This window comes from Methylobacterium sp. C33D, assembly GCF_053345825.1.
Genome location: NZ_JBKFAV010000012.1, coordinates 79,813 through 100,259 on the forward strand (window position 1 = coordinate 79,813; position 20,447 = coordinate 100,259).

A 20,447-nucleotide genomic window follows, 5' to 3' on the forward strand; every position below is an offset into this window, starting at 1 on the left:
CCGGCGGTTTAATCCCGCGGGCCGGCCCGGCGCCGCGGTCAGGCCTGGTCGAGGGTGGCGGCGATGCCCGAGATGATCCGCGGATCGGTCGGCTCGACCTGCGTGGCGAAGGCCGCCGCGAGGGTGCCGTCCCGGGCGATCAGGTACTTGTGGAAGTTCCAGCGCGGCGTCTCGGCGGGGCGCTCGGCGGCGGCCCAGCGGTAGAACGGGTGGGCGCCCGGCATCTTCACCCGGGTCTTGGCCGTGAGCGGGAAGGTGACGCCGTGATTCTTCCGCGCCGCCTCGGCGATCGCCGGCCCGTCCAGGGGCTCCTGGTTGCCGAAATCCGGCGACGGGACGCCCAGCACGACGAGCCCGCGGTCGCCGAACCGCGTCCAGAGCGTCTGGAGCCCGGCGAGCTGCCCGGCGTAGCCGCAGGCCGTCGCTGTGTTGACCACGAGGATCGGCTTGCCCGCGTAGCCGGAGAGCGGCATGGGCGCGCCCTCCGGGGTCTCGAAGGCGAAATCCGTGGCCCGCGCGGTCCCGGCCGACGGCTCGGCGGCGCGGGCGGCGCCGGCGAGGCCGGCACCGAGCAGGATCAGGGCCTCGCGGCGCAGCAGCGTCATGGCAGGTCTCCGATGCGGACGTTCCGGCGCGTCAACGAACCAGATCGGGAAAGGATCGACCTACTGGTACGCCTGCTGCAGATCGACCGTACAGTCCCGGCCGATCCGCTCGTAGTTCTCGGCGAGCCACGCCTGCGCGGCGGCGCGGCCCTTGTCGCGCAGGCGCTTGAACACGGTCCAGCGGGCGTCGAGCTTGGAGGCGGCGTTGTAGTCGTCCAGGGCGTCCGTGCCGTCGATCCGGTGCACGAGGACCCGGCGGTACTGGCCCTGGCCGAGGGTGCCCTCCTCGATCAGCCCGTCGAGGAAGTCGATCGCCCGCAATTCCCGCATCAGGTTGGCGTTGAAGGTGATCTCGTTGAGCCGGTCGCGGATCTCAGCCTCGGTGCGCGGCGTCTCGCGCCGCTCCACGGGGTTGATCTGGACGAGCACGATGTCGCGGGTCTGGGCGCCGCGGTGCAGGGGGTAGAGCGGCGGGTTGCCGAGATAGCCGCCGTCCCAGTAGGGCACGCCGTCGATCTCCACCGCCTGGAAGACGGTGGGCAGGCAGGCCGAGGCCATCAGGTGGTCGACGGTCAGGCGCTCGCGCTCGAACACCGCGAGCTTGCCGGTCCAGACGTTGGTGGCCGAGACGAACAGGCCCGCCGTGTCGGCCTCGCGCAGGCGGTCGAAATCGACCTGCTCGGCGAGCGCCTTGCGCAGCGGATTGATGTTGAGCGGGTTCGACACGTAGGGGCTCGGCGCCAGCATCTTGGCCCAGAACTCGGCCACCGGATTGCCCTTCCACAGGCTGAACAGGCCGCTCACGACGTTGCGCTGGGCCGGCCCCAGATCGCCGTCGAGGCTGACCTCGCGCCAGAACCGCTCCAGGCCCTCGCGGGCCCCGTCCGGGCCGCCCTTGAGCCAGCCATCCACCAGGACGACGGCGTTCATCGCCCCGGCGCTCGCCCCGGTCACCGCCTCGAAGCCGAGGCGGCCGTCCTCGATGAGGGCGTCGAGCACGCCCCAGGTGAAGGCGCCGTGCGCGCCGCCGCCCTGGAGCGCGAGCGCCACCGGCTTCTCGGCCCGGGGCCCGGCCAGCGCGGCGCCCGGCGCCTGCGCGGGCTGCGCCTCGACCGCGTCCGTGACGGGCGATTCGGGAACGGCAGTGGCGGGGTTGTGCGGCTCGGTGCCGCCGAATTGCTCGCTCATGTCGGCCTCCTAATCCACCATACAGATGGGATGCTGCAGTGCAGCATCAACCGTGCGCCGGGATCGCGGACCGGCATCCGCCCCGTGCCGTCCTCCGCGACGCCCGCCGCGCCGGCGCCCGCGCCGGCACGAGCGAATCGGCAACAGAGGCCGACGAAAACCGGCCGGCGCCGGCGGCAGGTGCCTGCGGGACGTGCAGGAAACTCGACATCCGCGCCCGGATACGACATGACAGCCGCGATGCTGTCCTGCGCGATGCTGCCCCGCGCGGCGCCGGGTTGACGCGGCGCCGGGTCATCCGCAGCTAACCCGCGGCAGCCCCGAAGTTCCGGCGAGGCGTGTCCCCGGGACCGGTCCGGCAGCCGTCACGGCTCCGGCACCCGCGAGGCGCGCCCGCGAAAGTCCACGATGGAAGTCATGGAAGCCACCCGTTCCGAGAACCCCGCCGACAATCCGCTGGCCGGCGGCGGCCCGGAGATCGCCGGCCCCGCCCCGCGCCACCGCACCGTCGGCGTCACGGTCGGCGAGGGCGACGGCGCGGTGACGGTCGGCGGCGGCGCCCCGATCGTCGTCCAGTCGATGACCAACACCGACACGGCCGACATCGACGCCACCGTGGCGCAGGTCGCCCAGCTCGCCCGGGTCGGCTCGGAGCTCGTGCGCATCACGGTCGACCGCGACGAGGCGGCGGCCGCGGTGCCGAAGATCCGCGAGCGCCTCGACCGGATCGGCGTCCACGTGCCGCTGGTGGGCGATTTCCACTACATCGGCCACAAGCTGCTCGCCGACCACCCGGCCTGCGCCGAGGCGCTGGCCAAGTACCGGATCAACCCGGGCAACGTCGGATTCAAGGACAAGAAGGACACGCAGTTCTCGTCGATCATCGAGCAGGCGATCAAGCACAACAAGACCGTGCGGATCGGCGCCAACTGGGGCTCGCTGGACGGCGAGCTGCTCACCCACCTGATGGACGAGAACGCCAGGGCGCCGCGGCCGATCGACGCCCGGGCGGTGATGCGCGAGGCGATGGTCCGCTCGGCGATCAGCTCGGCCGACCGCGCCGTGGAACTCGGCCTGCCGCAGAACAAGATCATCCTCTCGGCGAAGGTCTCGGCGGTGCAGGACCTGATCGCCGTCTACCGCGAGGTGGCGCGCCGCTCGGACTACGCGATCCATCTCGGCCTCACCGAGGCCGGCATGGGCTCGAAGGGCCTCGTGGCGGCCTCGGCCGCCATCGGCGTGCTGCTCCAGGAAGGCATCGGCGACACGATCCGCTACTCGCTGACCCCCGAGCCGGGCGGCGACCGGACCGTCGAGGTCAAGGCCAGCCAGGAACTCCTGCAGACCATGGGGTTCCGCACCTTCGTGCCGATGGTGGCGGCCTGCCCGGGCTGCGGCCGCACGACCTCGACCACGTTCCAGGAGCTGGCCCGCGACATCCAGAACTGGATCGTCACCTCGATGCCGGAGTGGAAGAAGACCTATCCGGGCGTCGAGGGGCTGAACGTCGCCGTGATGGGCTGCATCGTGAACGGCCCGGGCGAATCGAAGCACGCCGATATCGGCATCTCGCTGCCGGGCACCGGCGAGACGCCGACCGCGCCGGTCTTCATCGACGGCAAGAAGGCGATGACGCTCCGCGGCCCGACCCTGGCCAAGGACTTCGAGACGATCGTGATCGACTACATCCAGCGCCGATTCGGCCAGGGCGGCACGCGCACCGCCGCGGAGTGAGACGCGGGGCGGGTCGGCGCGCCCGGTCCGCGAGACGAGACCGCGTCGCCCCCGCCGTCGTTCCCGATGTCGTTCCGGGGTGCCGCGGGCGAGCCGAGACCCAGCTCCGCGTTCTTCGCGGGTGCACACGGTTTCCGGGCGCACGAGGGCATGGTAGCAAGGCCGCACGATCCCGCGAGCGGTCGGCCCGGTGGCCGGCCCGCACGGTTCGGCGGAGTCTTCGCGTTTTCTGCCCGGCCCCGACAGGCCCCTGAGCCGAACCGCGAAGCGCCGGCCACGCCCGAGCTTCCGACAATCGCATGAGCCACACCTTCGCACCCGGCGTAGCAGCCCAGCCCGCGCCCGCGGCGTCCGACACCGCGCGCGAGGCCGCCCCGGCGGCAGAGGGCGAGGGTCCCGTCCAGGGACCGGCGACCTCCGGCACGCTCGATGCTCCTGAGAAGGCCGAGACGCGCCACGGCCATGCCGGGTTCTGGACGCTGCTGGTCGGCTCGGTCGGCGTCGTCTACGGCGACATCGGCACGAGCCCGCTCTACGCGTTCCGGGAGGCGCTGGTCCCGGCCCGGACCGACGGCATCCTGCTGCCCGAGGAGGTGATCGGCACCGTGTCGCTGATCCTCTGGGCCCTCTTCATGATCGTGACGGTCAAGTACGTCGCGATCCTGCTGCGCATGGACAACAACGGCGAGGGCGGCATCCTCTCGCTCATGGCGCTGGCCCGGAAGGCGCTGGGCGGCTCGCGCATCGTCTTCATGCTGGGGCTGCTGGGCGCCTCGCTGTTCTACGGCGACGCGGTGATCACGCCGGCGATCTCGGTCCTCTCGGCGGTGGAGGGCCTGAAGCTCGTCACCCCCGCCCTCGACGACTACGTCCTGCCGATCACCGTGGTGATCATCGTCGCGCTGTTCCTCGTGCAGAACCGCGGGACCGGGAAGGTGGCGTCGTTCTTCGGGCCGGTGACGATCGTGTGGTTCCTCGCCATGGCGCTCGCGGCGCTGCCGCACATCGCCCTGCACCCGGAGGTGTTCCGCGCGGTCAATCCCGTGCACGCCGTCGTCTACCTCCTCGGTCACGGCACCGGCGCGCTGGTGGCGCTCGGCGCCGTGTTCCTGGCGGTGACCGGGGCCGAGGCCCTGTTCGCCGATCTCGGCCATTTCGGCCGCAAGCCGATCCAGGTGGCGTGGATCGGCCTCGTCTTCCCGGCGCTGGCCCTCAACTATCTCGGCCAGGCGGCCCTCGTGCTGGAGAAGCCCGACACGGCCGACCCGTTCTTCCAGCTGGTGCCCGCCTGGGGCCTGCTGCCGATGGTGCTGCTCGCGACGATCGCCACGGTGGTGGCGAGCCAGGCGGTGATCACCGGCGCCTTCTCGCTGTCCCGGCAGGCGATCCAGCTCGGGCTTCTGCCGCGGCTCGAGATCCGCCACACCTCCGAGTCGCATGCCGGCCAGATCTACCTGCCGCAGATCAACACGCTCCTGATGATCGGCGTCGTGCTGCTGGCGGTGCTGTTCAAGACCTCGTCGTCGCTCGCCTCGGCCTACGGCATCGCGGTGACCGGCACGATGCTGCTCACCGCCTCGCTGACCTTCCTGGTGATGTGGCGCATGTGGAAATGGTCGCCCGTGGCGGCGGCGGCCGTCATGCTGCCCTTCATCGTCCTCGAGTTCCTGTTCCTGCTCTCCAACCTGATCAAGGTGGTGGAGGGCGGCTACGTGCCGCTCCTGCTCGCGGGCGGCCTCGTCATCCTGATGTGGACCTGGGTGCGCGGGGTGACGATCCTGTTCAACAAGACCCGCAAGACCGACGTGCCGCTGGTCGAGCTGGTCGGGATGCTGGAGAAGAGCCCGCCCCACCACGTGCGCGGCACCGCGGTGTTCCTGACGAGCGATCCCGAGATCGCCCCGGCGGCGCTCCTGCACAACCTCAAGCACAACAAGGTGCTGCACGAGAAGAACGTGATCCTCACCGTCGAGACGGTGGACACGCCGCGCTCGAACGAGGCCGACAAGGTGCGGATCGAGCCGGTGGGCCCGCATTTCTACCGGGTCGTGATGAAGTTCGGCTACATGGAGACGCCGAACATCCCGAAGACGCTGGTGCTGCTGCGCCGCCAGGGCTTCAAGTTCGACATCATGGCGACGTCGTTCTTCCTGTCGCGCCGCTCGATCCGGCCGGCGGCCCATTCCGGCATGCCGCTCTGGCAGGACCGGATCTTCATCACCCTCGCCAAGAACGCCAACGACGCCACGGACTTCTTCCAGATCCCGACCGGGCGCGTGGTGGAGGTCGGGACGCAGGTGACGGTCTGAGGGCCGCACGCCGGTGTAGATTGGCGGAAGCGATTATCTACATCGTGGCCGAGGGCCGCCTGCATGCCGATCAACGTCAACAATCCCGAGGCCGACGCGCTGACACGCCGGTTCGCCGCCCTGGCGGGAGTCGGTATCACCGAGGCGATCGTCATCGCCATGCGTGAGGCGATCGAGCGCCGCCACCGGGAAGAGTCACCGCGGGAGACCGCCGCACGGGTGCCTCTCGCGCGGGACGTGTACGACGCGATGTGGGAAAGCGTCTGATGTTCGTGGATGCGTCCGCGATCGTCGCCCTGCTCGCCGACGAGCCCGAGGCCGAGCGGATCTCCACGGCGCTCGCCTCGGCACGCCAGTGCAGAACGTCGCCCGTGGCCGTCCTCGAAACGGTGCTGGCCCTCGCGCTGCCCGACAAGTTCGACATGACGGTTGAGGCGGTCGGGCCGATCGTCCTCGAATTTCTCGAAGCCAGGGGCATCGAGATCTGCGACCTGCCGCCGGCCAGCGAGACGACGGCGCTCGCCCTGTCGGCCGCGCATCGATACCGGGCCGGCCGCCACGGCCTCAACCTCGGCGATTGTCTCCACTATGCGGCGGCACGGTTCTACCGCACGCCGATTTTGGCCACGGCCGACGAGTTTCGCAGGACGGACCTGGAGACCGTGCCGTGACGGTCTGCGACCGACGTGCCTCGATTGAATCCAGAGTGAGTCAGTGTCAGGGGCTCTGAGTTCGACGCGAAACGCCATCATCGCGAGCGAAATGACTCAGGATCGACGCCCTGAATCGGGGCGCAACGGTGCGTTCGCGCTTCGAACCAACCGCGTCCGCAGCATGCGGCGGACAGGGCCGCCAGCCTGGATCGACCAGCCTGCGTCTCCGTGTCGGTGGCCGCCCATGTGCGCCGCCGCACGCGGCATGCCCGCGGCGCAGAGGCTCGGGGATGACCGGCCGCGTCCCCGCGTTGCGCCCACCCCGCCGGGTGCCTTAGAATATTTATTATTCTGAGCTTGAGCGTTAGCCCGGCGGCCCGGCCGCATCGGTGAACGTTAGCCGGCAAATCCGGTCCTGGCCGAAGGCCCGGCTCAGACCCGACTGATCGCCGCTCCGGCGCCGCCAGACAGGACGCAACGATGATCAAACTCACCGTGAACGGGGCTGCGCGCAGCTTCGACGGCGACCCCGACATGCCGCTGCTGTGGTACCTGCGGGACGAGCTCGGGCTCACCGGCACCAAGTTCGGCTGCGGCGTCTCGCTCTGCGGCGCCTGCACCATCCATCTCGGCGGCGCGGCCACCCGCGCCTGCATCACGCCGGTCTCGGCGGCCGCGGGCCAGGAGGTCGTCACCATCGAGGGGCTGTCGCCGGACGGCAACCACCCCGTGCAGGTGGCGTGGCGCGACCAGAACGTCGCCCAGTGCGGCTTCTGCCAGTGCGGCCAGATCATGCAGGCGGCCGCCCTGCTCAAGGACACGCCCAAGCCCACCGACGACGACATCGACACCACGATGAGCGGCAACATCTGCCGCTGCGGCACCTACCCGCGCATCCGCGCCGCGATCCACCAGGCCGCCGGCCAGCCGGCGCCCGCCAGCAAGGGAGAGCGCCTGTGATCCACGACGCCAAGCTGAGCGCTGAGCTCGCCAAGACCAAGCCGGCCCTCGACAACGTCAGCCGCCGCGGCATCCTCGGCGGCGCCGGCGCCCTGGTTCTGGCCCTCTCGCTCCGACCCGCCCGGGCCGACGAGACCCAGACTCAGGAGCAGAAGGAGCAGAAGTTCGGCGCCGACGGCATGCCGCATGGCTGGCGGGACGATCCGAAAGTCTTCGTCGCGATCGCGCCGGACGGCACCGTCACGGTGACCAACCACCGCTCCGACATGGGCCAGGGCATCCGCACCTCGGTGGCCTTCACGGTCGCGGACGAGCTGGAGGCCGACTGGTCGAAGGTGAAGGTGGTCCAGGCCTGGGGCGACGAGACCCGCTTCGGCAACCAGGACACCGACGGCTCGCGCTCGACCCGCCACTTCTTCCAGCATTTCCGTCACGCCGGCGCGGCCGCGCGGCTGATGCTGATCCAGGCCGCGGCCAAGCAGTGGGGCGTGCCGGCCTCCGAGGTCACGGCCGTCAACCACACGCTGACCCACGCCAAGTCGGGCCGCACCCTCGGCTACGGCGCGGTGGCGCAGGCGGCCGCCGAGCTGCCGGTGCCCACCGACGTCAAGCTGAAAGACCCGAAGGACTTCCGCTACATCGGCACCGGCAAGATCGGGCTGATCGACAATGTCGACATCACCACCGGCAAGGCGATCTACGGCCTCGACACCAAGCTCGACGGGATGCTCTACGCGGTCGTCGCGCGCCCGGCCGTCTACGGCGGCACGGTGAAGTCCTTCGACGACAGCGAGGCCAAGAAGGTCCCGGGCGTCGTGAAGATCTTCAAGATCGACGCCACCCCGATTCCCACGGAGTTCATGCCGCTCGGCGGCGTGGCGGTGGTCGCCAAGAACACGTGGGCGGCCCTGAAGGCGCGCGACGCCCTCAAGATCACCTGGGACGACGGCCCGAACGCCGGCTACGACACCGACGCGTTCCGCAAGGAGCTGGAGGCCGCCGCGCGCAAGCCCGGCAAGGTCGTGCGCACGCAGGGCGACGTCGACGGCGCGATGGCCAAGGCCAAGACCAAGGTCCAGGCCGAGTACTTCGTGCCGCACCTCGCCCAGGCCCCCATGGAGCCCCCGGCGGCGGTGGCCCGCGTGAAGGACGGGTTCTGCGAGGCCTGGGCCTGCGTCCAGGGTCCGCAGGCGGCCAACGACCGCCTGATGAAGGCGCTGAAGCTGCCCGACGACAAGGTCAAGGTGAACGTGACGCTGCTCGGCGGCGGCTTCGGCCGCAAGTCCAAGCCCGACTACGTGGTCGAGGCGGCTCTGTGCTCGCAGGCCGTCGGCGGCGCGCCGGTGAAGCTCGCCTGGACCCGCGAGGACGACCTCCACCACGGTTTCTACCACACGATCTCGGTGGAGCACCTGGAGGCCGGCCTCGACGACAAGGGCATGCCGGTGGCGTGGCTGCACCGCTCGGTGGCGCCGACGATCGGCTCGATCTTCGCGCCCGATCCGAAGCACGAGCTGCCGTTCGAGCTCGGGATGGGGCTGGTCAACACCCCGCTCAACATCCCGAACATGCGGCTGGAGAACCCCGAGGCCGCCGCCCATGCCCGCATCGGCTGGTTCCGCTCGGTGTCGAACATCCCGCACGCCTTCGCGATCCAGTCCTTCGTGTCGGAGCTGGCGCACGCCGCCGGCCGCGAGCCGAAGGAGTACCTGCTCGCGCTCATCGGACCGGATCGCAAGATCAGCCCGACCGAGATCGGCGACGTCTGGAACTACGGCGAGGACCCGAAGCTCTACCCGATCGAGACCGGGCGCCTGCGCGGCGTGATCGAGGCGGCCGCCAAGGGCGCGGGCTGGGGGCGGCAGATGCCCAAGGGCACCGGCCTCGGCATCGCCGGCCACTACAGCTTCGTCACCTACACGGCGGTGGCGGCCGAGGTGGAGGTCGACGACAAGGGCCAGGTCCAGGTGAAGGCGATCGACATCGCGGTCGATTGCGGTCCGCAGGTGAACCCGGAGCGCATCCGCTCGCAGATGGAGGGCGCCGTGGTCATGGGGATGGGGCTCGCCCTGACCTCCGAGATCACCTTCAAGCAGGGCCGGGCGGTGCAGAACAACTTCGACGGCTACGAGGTCCTCCGGATCGACGCGGCCCCGAAGGCGGTCCGCGTGCACCTCGTGCCGAGCGGCAACTGGGACGGTCCGCTCGGCGGCGTCGGCGAGCCCGGCGTGCCGCCGGTGGCGCCGGCGATCGCCAACGCGATCTTCGCGGCCACCGGCCGCCGGGTCCGGCAATTGCCGATCCGCGATCAGCTGAGCGCCTGAACCGTCACCCGCCGCGAGGCGTTGGGGCCGTGGGGGAACCCGCGGCCCCTTCTTTTTGGAAAGCACCCGACCCGATGATGCGTCCCGCCCTCACGGCCTGCCTGACCCTGATCCTGACGGCGGCCCCCACCCTCGCCTCGCCCTGCGGGGACCGGATCGACGGCGTGTCGAAGCGGGTCCAGTCCGAGGTGAGCCAGTCGATCTCGGCCAATACCGGCGGCCAGGGCAACGCCGCCAAGCGCGGCGGCGAGGGGCTCACCGGGACGGAGGGGCAGCGGGCGAACGAGTCGCCGCAGGCCCCCCCGGAGAAGGCGGCCCAGGCCGGCCAGGGCGCGGACGCCGCCCAGCAGGCGAAGGTCGCCCTGGAAGAGGCCCGCACGGCCGACCGGAAGGGCGACGCGACGGCCTGCGAGGCGGCGCTCACCCGCGCCGAGCAGCAGTTGAGGAAGGCCCCCTGAGAGGCTGATACGCTCTCTGATTGTCCGCTTCGGTCCCACCGTCTTTGCGAGCGGAGCGAAGCGATCCAGGGTCGCGCCAGGCCTTTTGGGGTCGCGCTGCCCTGGGTCACTTCGCTTCGCTCGCGATGCCGGAGCGTGCGATACCCGGAGCCATCGTCAGGTCCGCGCCGGCCCCTCGCGGTGGGCTCAGTGCCGGCCGCAAGCGCGATTCGATCCGCGTGACGTACGCCCGGGGCAAGAGCCCCTACCGACCCAGCGCGGTGATCTCGATCACGAATTTTCGCCGCAGCGCCCGCGCGAAGTCGCCGTAGCCGGCGGCCGCCAGCAGGAACGCCCCCGGACCGCCGATGACATGGGCGCGGTACCACTGCTCCAGGCTCGTGCGCGCCTGCGGCAGGGGCGTCGGGAGCAGGCCGTAGCCGGGCGCCCGGTAGGCCCCGGCCCCGACCACGTCGTTCTCGCCCGGCACCAGGATCGGCAGGCCGTTGACCGTCGCGCCGGTGTCGAGCAGCGACCGGTGCGCCTCCGCGAGGCTGTCGGCGTCTGTGCAGTTGTCGATCCCGTCGCCGGAGACGTCGACCACGACGCGCTCGGCCGGGACCGGCAGCGCCGGGAGCACGGCGGCGGTCACCGTGCGGAACATCTGGCCGAGGCAGGTGAACTCGCCCGCCTGCCGCGGCGTCGCCCGCACCAGGGCCGCGGCCGCCGCGGCGTCGGCCCGGCCGGCGATCCGCCGCCAGCCGACCGCGACGTTCGCCCGGTCCGCCCAGGTGACCATCGCGAACAGGATCCCGCCCGGATTGCCGGTGATCGCGCCGAGGACCGACGGATCCTCCAGGGCCTCGGCGATGCCCTCCATCTGGAGCCGGAAACGGGCGTCGTCGACGGATTGCGATACGTCCACGGAGACGACCAGGGCGGTGGCGACGCTCTCGGGCGCCGCCCGGGTGGGCTCGGCTCCGGCCGGCGTCAGGCCGAGGAGCAGGAGGCCGGCGCCCCGCAGGACGCCGCGGCGGATCCGTCGCGAACCCGTCCGCATCATCGGCCTCGGCGCTCCCGGAAGGCGCGGCCCCGCGGCCGTCGCGCATCCGTTAGGCCACGTTTCGACGTCGCGCGAAACCGGCCTTTCGGGGGGCCCGCCGCGCGGACCCGCCCGTCGGACCGACGCGCCGCGGGGCGGGCCCGGATGCGCGTCGGCGGGGTGTGGTTCGGGCGCGAGGCCCGGCCCCGGTGAGGAGGGTTCGCTCCGGCGGCGGTGGCCCGCTCATCTCGGAGGTGACCCGTCCTCCGGCCCCGTCCCTGGGCCGGTCGCGGGGGCGTCGAGGGCGGCCTCGGCCGCCCCGGAAGCTGCCTCAGGCCGCCGCGGCGGCGAGGGCGTGCGGGTTGCCGTTCAGGCCGGCGCAGAGATCGTCGATCTCGGCGAGGTCCAGCGCCTCGCCGGCCCGGCCGGCGATGGTGTCGATCAGATGATCCTGACGGGGGTCGAAGGGGTGACCCTGCATCCGGTAGAACTGGTAGTAGCGCAGCGCCGCCAGGACGGTGTCACGCTCGCGGTCGGTTACGGTGAAGTGCTGCATGGGTAGTTGCTTCCCCTTGTGGCTTCAACGAACGCTCGGGTAGGCCGCGACGCCGATCCCGAGCTTGACTGTTGTAACCCGTGGGCAACTGCCCGACCAGTTCTTGACAGCTCGCGCCGATGTGATTCGCGTCATTTAGGATTGTGGTCCCGGCCCATTCCGGCGGATCGTGGATCGGGAAACTCTGTCCGCACAACGGCTTGGCAGGCCGGTCCCGCGCCCGCCTAGAGGCCGAGTTCGGCCAGGTAGCGCGGCAGCGCGGTGCTCGCCGGCCCGTAGCGGGCCTCGTCGAAGGCGTCGGCGTTGTCGGACGGCTCCAGATTGACCTCGCAGGTCGGGATGCCGAGGGCCCGGGCCTGCCGCACGTAGCCCGCCGCCGGGTAGACCGCCCCCGACGTGCCCACGGCCACGAACAGGTCGGCCTCGGAGAGCGCCGCCTCGATCGCGTCGAGGTGCATCGGCATCTCGCCGAACCAGACCACGTCCGGCCGCAGCCGGCCCGGTGTGCCGCAGGCGGGGCAGTCATCCGCCCGGCTCAGATCGGCGCGCCACGGCGTGACCGCGCCGCAGGCGCAGCAGCGGGCCTTGAGCAGCTCGCCGTGCATGTGGGTGACCGCCCGCGAGCCGGCCCGCTCGTGCAGGTCGTCGACGTTCTGGGTGCACAGGAACAGCCGCCCGCCGCGCGCGGCGAGCCGCGCCTCGGCCCGGGCCAGGGCGAAGTGCGCGGGGTTCGGCTCGGCCGCGACCGCGCCGCGGCGGCGATGGTCGTAGAAGTCGAGCACCGTGTCGGGATCGGCCGCGTAGGCTTCCGGGGTGGCGAGCTTCATCGGGTCGAACCGCGCCCAGATCCCGCCGCGGTCGCGGAACGTGCCGAGCCCGCTCTCGGCCGAGACGCCGGCCCCGGTGAGCACGAAGATCGTCTTGGGCTGGTCCGTCATGGGCGGCTCCTGTTCGCCGGAGATTGGCCTGATCTGTCCGCTGATCGGCAGCGCGGCTTCTCTCCCGCTCGGTCCCGCCGGTGAATGCTGCGGCCCGCTTCGCCGGGCGGGAGACACGCCATGTCCGATGTTGCCCTGCCGGTCATCGATGTCCAGGAATCCGTTCCGCTTACCGGCGTCGCGCAGCCCTGGGTCACTTCGCTGCGCCCGTGATGACGGGGCGAGCGATCACGACCGAAGATCTCGGCCGGAACCATGGCGTCAGGCCGCTCCGCGTGTGGCGCGGCCCGCTGGACCCGCGCGGCCGCCTGTGACCTCCTGCCGTGCCGACCCGTCCGCCCGAATCGGCGCGGACCGTGCATCGGCCCGGCGCGCCCGACGGCGCGGAGGAGTGAGCGGCATGCCCGAATTCGACCTTGCCATCCGGGGCGGCACGGTGGTCACGGCGAGCGACACGGTGCGGGCCGATGTCGGCGTGCGCGGCGGCCGGATCGTCGCGGTGGCCGAGGGCATCGCCGACGCCGCCCGGGTGATCGACGCCTCCGGCCTGCTGGTCCTGCCGGGCGGCATCGACAGCCACGTCCACATCGCCCAGGATTCCGGCCCCGGCATCGTCATGGCCGACGATTTCGCCAGCGCCACCCGGGCGGCGGCGGCCGGCGGCACCACCTGCGTGATGCCCTTCGCGCTCCAGCCCCGGGGCGCCTCCCTGCGCGGCGCCGTCGACGCCTACCGGGCCAGGGCCGAGGGCCAGTGCCACGTCGACGTGGCGATCCACATGATCATCTCGGACCCGACCGAGGCGGTGCTCGGCCAGGAGCTGCCGGCGCTGGTCGCCGACGGCTACACCTCGTTCAAGGTCTTCATGACCTACGACGACCTCGTGCTGAACGACCGCCAGCTCCTCGACGTGTTCCACGTCGCGCGGCGGCAGGGCGCCCGGGTCATGGTCCACGCCGAGGGCTACGACGCGATCCGCTACCTCAGCGAGAAGTTGGAGCGGGCGGGCGAGACCCGGCCCTACGGCCACGCCCTGTCGCGCCCGGAGATCGTCGAGCGGGAGGCGGCCCACCGGGCGATCAGCCACGCCGAGCTGATCGACCTGCCGATCGTGATCGTCCACGTCTCGGGCCGCGAGGCGACCGAGCAGATCGCCTGGGCTCAAGGACGCGGCCTGAAGATCCGGGCCGAGACCTGCCCGCAATACCTGACGCTGACGGCCGAGGACATGAAGGGGCTCGGCTACGAGGATCCCATGGCGGGGGCCAAGTACGTCTGCTCGCCGCCGACGCGGGACGTCGAGAGCCAGGAGGCGGTCTGGTCGGGCATCCGGCGCGGGGTCTTCGACGTGGTCTCCTCCGACCATTGCCCGTTCCGCTACGACGACCCGCAGGGCAAGCTGAACCCGCGCGGGAAGACCTCGTTCCGCTGGATCCCGAACGGCATCCCCGGCATCGAGACGCGGCTGCCGGTATTCTTCTCCGAAGGGGTCTCGAAGGGGCGGATCAGCCTCAACCAGTTCGCCGCGCTGACCGCCACGAACCACGCCAAGCTGTACGGGCTGTACCCGCGCAAGGGCTCGATCGCCCCGGGCTTCGACGCCGACCTGACCCTGTGGGATCCCCACAAGCGCGAGACCATCCGCCAGGAGATCCTCCACCACGGCTCCGACTACACGCCGTGGGAGGGTTTCGAGGTCACCGGATGGCCGGTGATGACCGTCGCGGGCGGGCAGATCATCGCCGAGGACGGCCGGGTCCTGTCCGAGCCGGGGCGCGGGCGGGTGCTGGACCGGGCGGTCGATCCGGCCGAGCGGCGGGAGGCCTGACGGCCGCGCTGGCCCGCCGCTTGCCTGATCTCCGGGGGGAGCCTCGCATGAATGTCGAGCTGATCGGCCTGACCAAGCGCTACGGTGCGGCCATCGCGGTCGACGGCATCGACCTGAAGGTGCCGTCCGGGGCCTATTGCTGCCTGCTCGGCCCGTCCGGCTGCGGCAAGACCACGACCCTGCGGATGATCGGCGGCCACGAGCGCGCCAGCGCGGGCGCGGTGGTGATCGGCCCGAAGGCGGTGGGCGACGCGCCGCCGGCCGAGCGCGGCACCGCGATGATGTTCCAGAGCTACGCGCTGTTCCCGCATCTCGACGCGCGCGACAACGTCGCCTTCAGCCTGAAGATGCGCGGCGTGGGCAAGGCGGAGCGCCGCGCCAAGGCGATGGCGATGCTCGATCTCGTGCAGATGGGCCACCTCGCCGGGCGCCTGCCGGCCCAGCTCTCCGGCGGCCAGCAGCAGCGCGTGGCGCTGGCCCGCGCCCTGGTCACCGGCCCGAAGGTGCTGCTGCTCGACGAGCCGCTCTCGGCCCTCGATCCGTTCCTGCGGGTGCGGATGCGGGTCGAGCTGAAGCGGATCCAGACCGAGCTCGGCCTCACCTTCATCCACGTCACCCACAGCCAGGAGGAGGCGATGGCGCTGTCCGACCTCGTGGTGGTGATGAATGCCGGCCGGATCGAGCAGGCCGCCGACCCGCGCACCGTGTTCGAGCGCCCGGCCACCGCCTTCGTGGCCCGGTTCATCGGCGGCCACAACGTGATCCGGCTGCCCGAGGGGCTCGTCGCCGTGCGGGCCGACCGGATGCGGCTCGGTGCCGAGGCCGGCCCTGCCGCCCTGCCGGCCCGGGTGGTGGCGGTCGAGTACCAGGGCACCAGCGTCCATGTCGGCCTCGACGCCGAGGGGCTGGAGCGCGCGCCCGAGAGCCCCGCCGCCCTCACGGCGATCCTCAGCGACGCGGCGTTCGCCGCCCGGCCGCTCCGCCTGGGCGAGACGATCCCGGTCGGCTGGGACGCTGCCGCCGCCCATCGCCTCGACGCGTCATAGGTACGGAGACGACCATGGACCTCCCCTCGAAGCCGAGCCGGCGCACGCTCCTGAAGGGCGCCGCCGCGCTGGCCGCGACGCCGGTGACCGGCTTCCCGGCCGTGCACGCCGCCGAGCCCGTGACCCTGCGCTACCTCGGTACCGCGGTGAACCAGTCCGCCGACATCGCCCGGAAGGTGAAGGAGGATCTCGGCATCACCATCGAGTACATTCCGGTGGTGACCGACGAGGTGACCAAGCGCGCGGTCACCCAGCCGAACTCCTTCGACCTGATCGACACCGAGTATTTCAGCCTCAAGAAGATCCTTCCGTCGGGCAACCTGCAGGGCATGGACGCCAAGCGGATCAAGCTCGCCGACAAGATCTCTTCGGTCTTCACCAAGGGCGAGGTCGCGGGCAAGAAGATCGGCGACCAGGGCACGGCGCCCAAGAAGGTCTTCTACCTGGAGGGTCCCGACTCCAAGAAATTTGCCGGCGAACAGACGCAGTGGATCTCGCTGATCCCGACCGTCTACAACGCCGACACGCTGGGCATCCGGCCGGACCTGATCAAGGTGCCCGTCACGAGCTGGAAGGAGCTCCTCAACCCGGCCTTCAAGGGCAAGGCCTCGATCCTCAACATCCCGTCGATCGGCATCATGGACGCCGCCATGGTGGTGGAGGCCACCGGCGACTACACCTACGGCGACAAGGGCAACATGACGAAGCCCGAGATCGACCGCACCATCAAGGTGCTGATCGAGGCCAAGCGCGCCGGACAGTTCCGGGCCTTCTGGCAGGACTTCAACGAATCCGTGAACCTGATGGCCTCGGGCGAGACGGTGATCCAGTCGATGTGGTCGCCCGCCGTCACCAAGGTCCGCGCGCAGGGCGTGCCCTGCACCTACCAGCCGCTGAAGGAGGGCTACCGGGCCTGGGCCTCGGGCTTCGGCATCCCCAAGACCCTGAGCGGCAAGAAGCTCGACGCCGCCTACGACTTCATCAACTGGTTCCTGTCCGGCTGGGCCGGGGCCTATCTCAACCGGCAGGGCTACTACTCGGCTGTGCTGGAGACCGCGCAGGCGAACATGCAGCCCTACGAGTGGGCCTTCTGGATGGAGGGCAAGCCCGCCGAGAAGGACATCCTCGGCCCCGACGGCACGCTGATCGAGAAGGCCGGCGCCACCCGCGACGGCGGCTCCTTCGACGCGCGGATGGGCGCGGTCGCCTGCTGGAACGCCGTGATGGACGAGAACACCTACATGGTGCGCAAGTGGAACGAGTTCATCGCCGCGTGAGCGCGCTCCGCTCCGCCCTCTCCCCCGGCTGCGGGGGCAGGGCTCCGTCGGCTTGCGTGGGGCGAGCCCGATGACCGATCTCGCCCTGCCCGCCGCCGCGACCGCCGAGCGCGCCCCAGCGCCCACCGTCGCGGCCCGCCCGCGCCGCCGCGCCCTCGCCTACCTCCAGGCCGCACCGCTGGCCCTCGTCTTCCTCGTCTTCCTGGTGGTGCCGCTGGTGCTCACCGGCATCGTCTCGCTCTGGGAGTACAACGAGTACGAGATCATCCCGGCGCTCACCCTGCAGAACTACGCCGACGTGTTCGACGGCTGCCTGTCGGCCGACCTCTGCACGACTTTGCGCACCTACCTGTCGACGGTGAAGTTCGTCGCGCTGACGCTGGCGATCACCCTACCGCTCGGCTTCGCGATCGCCTACTTCCTGGCCTTCCACATCCGCTCCGGCACGGTGCGGATGGGCCTGTTCCTGCTCTGCACGATCCCGTTCTGGACCTCGAACGTGATCCGCATGATCTCGTGGATCCCGCTGCTCGGCCGCAACGGCCTCGTCAACGACACGCTCCGCACCCTCGGGCTGATCCGGCAGCCGATCGACGGCCTGCTCTACTCCGACTTCGCGGTGGTCCTGGCCTTCGTGCACCTTGACACGGTGTTCATGATCGTGCCGATCTTCAACAGCCTCGCGCGCATCGACCGGCGGCTGATCGAGGCGGCGCGCGACGGCGGCGCCTCCGGCGCGCAGATCCTCTGGAACGTGATCCTGCCGCTCGCCAAGCCCGGCATCGCCATCGGGACGATCTTCGTGACGACGCTGGTGATGGGCGACTTCGTCACCGTGGGCGTCATGGGCGGCCAGCAGATCGCCAGCGTCGGCAAGGTGATCCAGGTGCAGATGTCCTACCTGCAGTTCCCGGCCGCCGCCGCCAACGCCGTGGTGCTGCTCGCCGCCGTGCTGCTGATGATCCTGGGGCTCACCCGGATGATCGATCTCCGGCGGGAGCTGTAGCGATGGACCAGTCCCGCGGCCGCGCCTTCTACCTGCTGGCGGCGGTCTTCGCCCTCTACGTCCTGTTCCTGTACGGGCCGACCCTGACCATCCTGGCGCTGAGCTTCCAGGGGCCCTCCGGCGGCCTGACCTTCCCGATGAACGGCGTCTCGACCCACTGGTTCGCCAAGCTGTGGGACGGCGTCGGCGTGGTCGACATCTGGGCGGCGCTGCGGCGCTCCCTGGCGCTCGGCCTCGTGGTCATGGCGCTCACCGTGGGAATCGCGTTCTACGCCGGCCTCGCCTTCCGGAAGGGGTTTCGCGGCGCCGGCCTCGTCTTCGCCCTGGCGGTGTCGAGCCTGATCGTGCCCTCGATCGTGGTCTCCCTCGGGATCGGGCTGGAGTTCCGGCTCCTCGACGACGCCGTCAAGGCGCTCGCCGCCGCCACCGGCTGGGGGTTCCTGCAGGACCACGGCACCGTGATGGGCCTCTACAGCTCGGCGCTGGGCGCGCACCTCACCTGGACGCTGCCCTTCGGCCTGCTGATCATGTTCGCGGTGTTCAACCGGTTCGACCCGGCCTACGAGGAGGCCGCCCGCGACCTCGGCGCCAGCGGCCCGCAGACGCTGCGCTACGTGGTCGTGCCGATCCTCGCGCCCGCCCTCGTCGGCGTCGCGCTGTTCGGCTTCACCCTGTCGTTCGACGAGCTCGCCCGCACCAGCCAGGCGATCGGCGGCCGCAACACCCTGCCGCTGGAGCTGCAGGGCCTGACCACCACGGTGACGACGCCGGAGATCTACGCCCTCGGCACGGTGACGACCGCCGTCTCGGCCCTGGTGATCGGCACGGCGCTCGGCCTGACCCTGTGGCTGCAGAAGCGCCGGGCGCGGCGGGCGCTGGCGGGCCCGTGATCGGGGCCGGACGGCCGGGCGGCCCTGGGCCGGCCGCGCCGCCGCATTGCCAATCTCCCCCCGCCCGTGTATGCGCACGGCGCGCCCCCGAGACACCCTTGGAGGCAGGGGCGCGCCGGGAAGGATGTGGCCGTCCGCCAGGGGCGGCCTTTTCGTTTTCCGGCTCCAGCAATCGTAAAGGATCACGCCATGAGCGCTGTGAAGACGCTTGAGGCCGTGGCACGCGACCGGGTCGGCAAGGGGGCCGCCCGGGCCGTTCGTCGCCAGGGCCAGATTCCCGCCGTCATCTACGGGGGCGGCCAGCCGCCGCAGTCCATCGCGGTCGACCTCATCCGCACCCGCACCCTGATCTACGCCGGCGGCTTCAAGACCACGCTGTTCGAGATCAACGCCGGCGGCAAGAAGGTCCGCGCGATCCCGCGCGACTTCCAGCTCGACCCGGTGACCGGCGTGCCGCTGCACGTCGACTTCCTGCGCGTCGTCTCGGGCCAGACCGTCACGGTCGAGGTGCCGGTGCACTTCGTCAACGAGGACGCGGCCCCCGGCATCAAGAAGCTCGGCGGCACCCTCAACATCGTGGCCCACACGCTGAGCCTCGACGTCGCCCCCGACCGGATCCCGGACGCGATCGAGGTCGACCTGACCGGCCGCGAGATCGGCGACGTGATCCACGTCTCCGACATCAAGATCCCGGCCGGCACCTACACCGGCGAGGCGACCGACCCGGTGGCCAACATCGTGCCGCCGACGGTGCTCGGCGCCGAGGTGGAGGCCGAGGAGGCCGCCATCGCCGAGGCGCAGTCGGCCGAGGCCGCCGAGGAGAAGGCCGAAGCCGAGGCCGAGACCTCCGAGGACGAGAAGAAGGACGGCGAGGAGGCCTGAGCCTCGTCGCCACCCGCCACGCGACGCGAGAGCCCCGGCCCTGCCGGGGCTCTCTGCGTTCCGGCCGGGGTCAGGGATAGAGCCGCGCCCGGCTCCAGACCGCGCCCGTCCGGGTGAAGCGCACCCGGTCGTGCAGCCGGAAATCGCCGTTCTGCCAGAACTCGACGCTCACCGGCGCGATCCGGAACCCGGTCCAGTGCGCGGGCCGGGGGATCGGCCCGTCCCCGTAGCGCTCGGACAGCTCCGCCACCGCGGTCATCAGCGTGGCGCGGTCGGCGAGCGGGCGGGATTGCTGGCTGGCGATCGCACCGAGCCGGCTCTCCCGCCGGCGGCTCTGGAAATACGCGTCGGCCTCCGCGGCCGTCACCGGCGTGACCGGGCCGCGGGCCCGCACCTGCCGGCGCAGGCTCTTCCAGTGCAGCACCAGGGCCGCCTGGGGGTTCTGCGCCAGCTCCTCGCCCTTGGTGGACTGGGTGTTGGTGTAGAAGACGAAACCGCTCGCGTCGAAGCCCTTCAGCAGGACCATCCGCACGTCCGGCAGCCCGTCCGAGCCGGCGGTGGCGAGCGCCATCGCGTTCGCGTCCTCGGGCTCGGAGGCCTCGGCCTCCTTCATCCAGGCGGCGAACAGCGCGACGGGGTCCTCGCTCAGGGTGAAGTCCCCGCTCTTCGGGTCATCGGTCCTTAACTGATCCACGCCAAGACTCCTGCCTGCCGCGTCCAGGGCCTGAGGGGGCACCGACATCGGCGTGTTCGGTCGAGCGAATAGCCCGTC

At 71.2% G+C, this 20,447-nt stretch carries 19 protein-coding genes; 13 read left to right on the forward strand and 6 right to left on the reverse strand.

Going from position 1 to position 20,447, the window contains the following annotated elements; translation table 11 throughout:
* Nucleotides 1-38: 38 nt before the first annotated feature.
* A complete protein-coding gene (locus tag ACLBXO_RS11705; RefSeq protein ID WP_331312718.1) occupies nucleotides 39-605 on the reverse strand; it encodes a glutathione peroxidase in 567 nt (188 codons plus the stop codon).
* A gap of 60 nt (nucleotides 606-665) precedes the next feature.
* On the reverse strand, nucleotides 666-1,793 hold the full coding sequence (locus ACLBXO_RS11710) for a patatin-like phospholipase family protein (protein WP_447685473.1): 1,128 nt from the start codon (nucleotides 1,791-1,793) through the stop codon (nucleotides 666-668).
* 408 nt (nucleotides 1,794-2,201) lie between these two features.
* Between ACLBXO_RS11710 and ispG the strand changes: the two genes are divergently transcribed.
* The 7 genes from ispG to ACLBXO_RS11745 all read left to right on the forward strand — a co-directional run bounded on the left by ispG (nucleotide 2,202) and on the right by ACLBXO_RS11745 (nucleotide 10,231).
* Complete coding sequence (ispG, locus tag ACLBXO_RS11715; protein WP_331312720.1) at nucleotides 2,202-3,527, forward strand: flavodoxin-dependent (E)-4-hydroxy-3-methylbut-2-enyl-diphosphate synthase; 1,326 nt, start codon at nucleotides 2,202-2,204, stop codon at nucleotides 3,525-3,527.
* A 299-nt stretch (nucleotides 3,528-3,826) separates the two neighbouring features.
* Entirely contained in the window at nucleotides 3,827-5,836 is a 2,010-nt protein-coding gene (locus ACLBXO_RS11720; protein ID WP_331312721.1) for a potassium transporter Kup, read from the forward strand.
* Between the two features lie 63 nt (nucleotides 5,837-5,899).
* Nucleotides 5,900-6,103 (forward strand): type II toxin-antitoxin system VapB family antitoxin, encoded by a 204-nt coding sequence (locus ACLBXO_RS11725; RefSeq protein ID WP_447685474.1) that lies wholly within the window; start codon nucleotides 5,900-5,902, stop codon nucleotides 6,101-6,103.
* Nucleotides 6,103-6,507, forward strand: a complete 405-nt coding sequence (locus ACLBXO_RS11730; protein ID WP_447685475.1) for a type II toxin-antitoxin system VapC family toxin — start codon at nucleotides 6,103-6,105, stop codon at nucleotides 6,505-6,507. The genes ACLBXO_RS11725 and ACLBXO_RS11730 overlap by 1 nt, the downstream gene beginning before the upstream one ends.
* Before the next feature lie 462 nt (nucleotides 6,508-6,969).
* The gene (locus ACLBXO_RS11735) at nucleotides 6,970-7,449 is read left to right on the forward strand and encodes a (2Fe-2S)-binding protein (RefSeq protein ID WP_012320864.1); all 480 of its coding nucleotides are present in this window, start codon (nucleotides 6,970-6,972) and stop codon (nucleotides 7,447-7,449) included.
* Nucleotides 7,446-9,773 (forward strand): molybdopterin cofactor-binding domain-containing protein, encoded by a 2,328-nt coding sequence (locus tag ACLBXO_RS11740; protein WP_447685476.1) that lies wholly within the window; start codon nucleotides 7,446-7,448, stop codon nucleotides 9,771-9,773. The genes ACLBXO_RS11735 and ACLBXO_RS11740 overlap by 4 nt, the downstream gene beginning before the upstream one ends.
* A gap of 74 nt (nucleotides 9,774-9,847) precedes the next feature.
* A complete protein-coding gene (locus tag ACLBXO_RS11745; protein WP_447685477.1) occupies nucleotides 9,848-10,231 on the forward strand; it encodes a hypothetical protein in 384 nt (127 codons plus the stop codon).
* A 244-nt stretch (nucleotides 10,232-10,475) separates the two neighbouring features.
* On the opposite strand, the gene ACLBXO_RS11750 is transcribed toward ACLBXO_RS11745, so the two are convergent.
* The 3 genes from ACLBXO_RS11750 to ACLBXO_RS11760 all read right to left on the reverse strand — a co-directional run bounded on the left by ACLBXO_RS11750 (nucleotide 10,476) and on the right by ACLBXO_RS11760 (nucleotide 12,746).
* Entirely contained in the window at nucleotides 10,476-11,270 is a 795-nt protein-coding gene (locus ACLBXO_RS11750) for a DUF1194 domain-containing protein (RefSeq protein WP_447685519.1), read from the reverse strand.
* A 313-nt stretch (nucleotides 11,271-11,583) separates the two neighbouring features.
* The gene (locus ACLBXO_RS11755; RefSeq protein WP_012320868.1) at nucleotides 11,584-11,808 is read right to left on the reverse strand and encodes a hypothetical protein; all 225 of its coding nucleotides are present in this window, start codon (nucleotides 11,806-11,808) and stop codon (nucleotides 11,584-11,586) included.
* A 224-nt stretch (nucleotides 11,809-12,032) separates the two neighbouring features.
* On the reverse strand, nucleotides 12,033-12,746 hold the full coding sequence (locus ACLBXO_RS11760) for an SIR2 family NAD-dependent protein deacylase (protein ID WP_331312726.1): 714 nt from the start codon (nucleotides 12,744-12,746) through the stop codon (nucleotides 12,033-12,035).
* A 400-nt stretch (nucleotides 12,747-13,146) separates the two neighbouring features.
* On the opposite strand from ACLBXO_RS11760, the gene hydA reads away from it, so the two are divergent.
* The 6 genes from hydA to ACLBXO_RS11790 all read left to right on the forward strand — a co-directional run bounded on the left by hydA (nucleotide 13,147) and on the right by ACLBXO_RS11790 (nucleotide 19,675).
* Nucleotides 13,147-14,574, forward strand: coding sequence for a dihydropyrimidinase (hydA, locus tag ACLBXO_RS11765; RefSeq protein WP_447685478.1), 1,428 nt, complete (start codon nucleotides 13,147-13,149; stop codon nucleotides 14,572-14,574).
* A gap of 47 nt (nucleotides 14,575-14,621) precedes the next feature.
* The gene (locus ACLBXO_RS11770) at nucleotides 14,622-15,620 is read left to right on the forward strand and encodes an ABC transporter ATP-binding protein (RefSeq protein WP_447685479.1); all 999 of its coding nucleotides are present in this window, start codon (nucleotides 14,622-14,624) and stop codon (nucleotides 15,618-15,620) included.
* A 14-nt stretch (nucleotides 15,621-15,634) separates the two neighbouring features.
* Nucleotides 15,635-16,897 carry an ABC transporter substrate-binding protein gene (locus ACLBXO_RS11775; protein ID WP_447685480.1) on the forward strand — a complete coding sequence of 421 codons (1,263 nt, stop codon included), beginning with the start codon at nucleotides 15,635-15,637 and terminating at the stop codon, nucleotides 16,895-16,897.
* A gap of 70 nt (nucleotides 16,898-16,967) precedes the next feature.
* Nucleotides 16,968-17,903, forward strand: coding sequence for an ABC transporter permease (locus ACLBXO_RS11780; protein WP_447685481.1), 936 nt, complete (start codon nucleotides 16,968-16,970; stop codon nucleotides 17,901-17,903).
* Between the two features lie 2 nt (nucleotides 17,904-17,905).
* Nucleotides 17,906-18,793, forward strand: a complete 888-nt coding sequence (locus tag ACLBXO_RS11785) for an ABC transporter permease (RefSeq protein WP_447685482.1) — start codon at nucleotides 17,906-17,908, stop codon at nucleotides 18,791-18,793.
* A gap of 189 nt (nucleotides 18,794-18,982) precedes the next feature.
* Nucleotides 18,983-19,675, forward strand: a complete 693-nt coding sequence (locus tag ACLBXO_RS11790; RefSeq protein ID WP_447685483.1) for a 50S ribosomal protein L25/general stress protein Ctc — start codon at nucleotides 18,983-18,985, stop codon at nucleotides 19,673-19,675.
* 70 nt (nucleotides 19,676-19,745) lie between these two features.
* On the opposite strand, the gene pdxH is transcribed toward ACLBXO_RS11790, so the two are convergent.
* On the reverse strand, nucleotides 19,746-20,369 hold the full coding sequence (gene pdxH, locus ACLBXO_RS11795) for a pyridoxamine 5'-phosphate oxidase (protein WP_331312733.1): 624 nt from the start codon (nucleotides 20,367-20,369) through the stop codon (nucleotides 19,746-19,748).
* Nucleotides 20,370-20,447 lie beyond the last annotated feature (78 nt).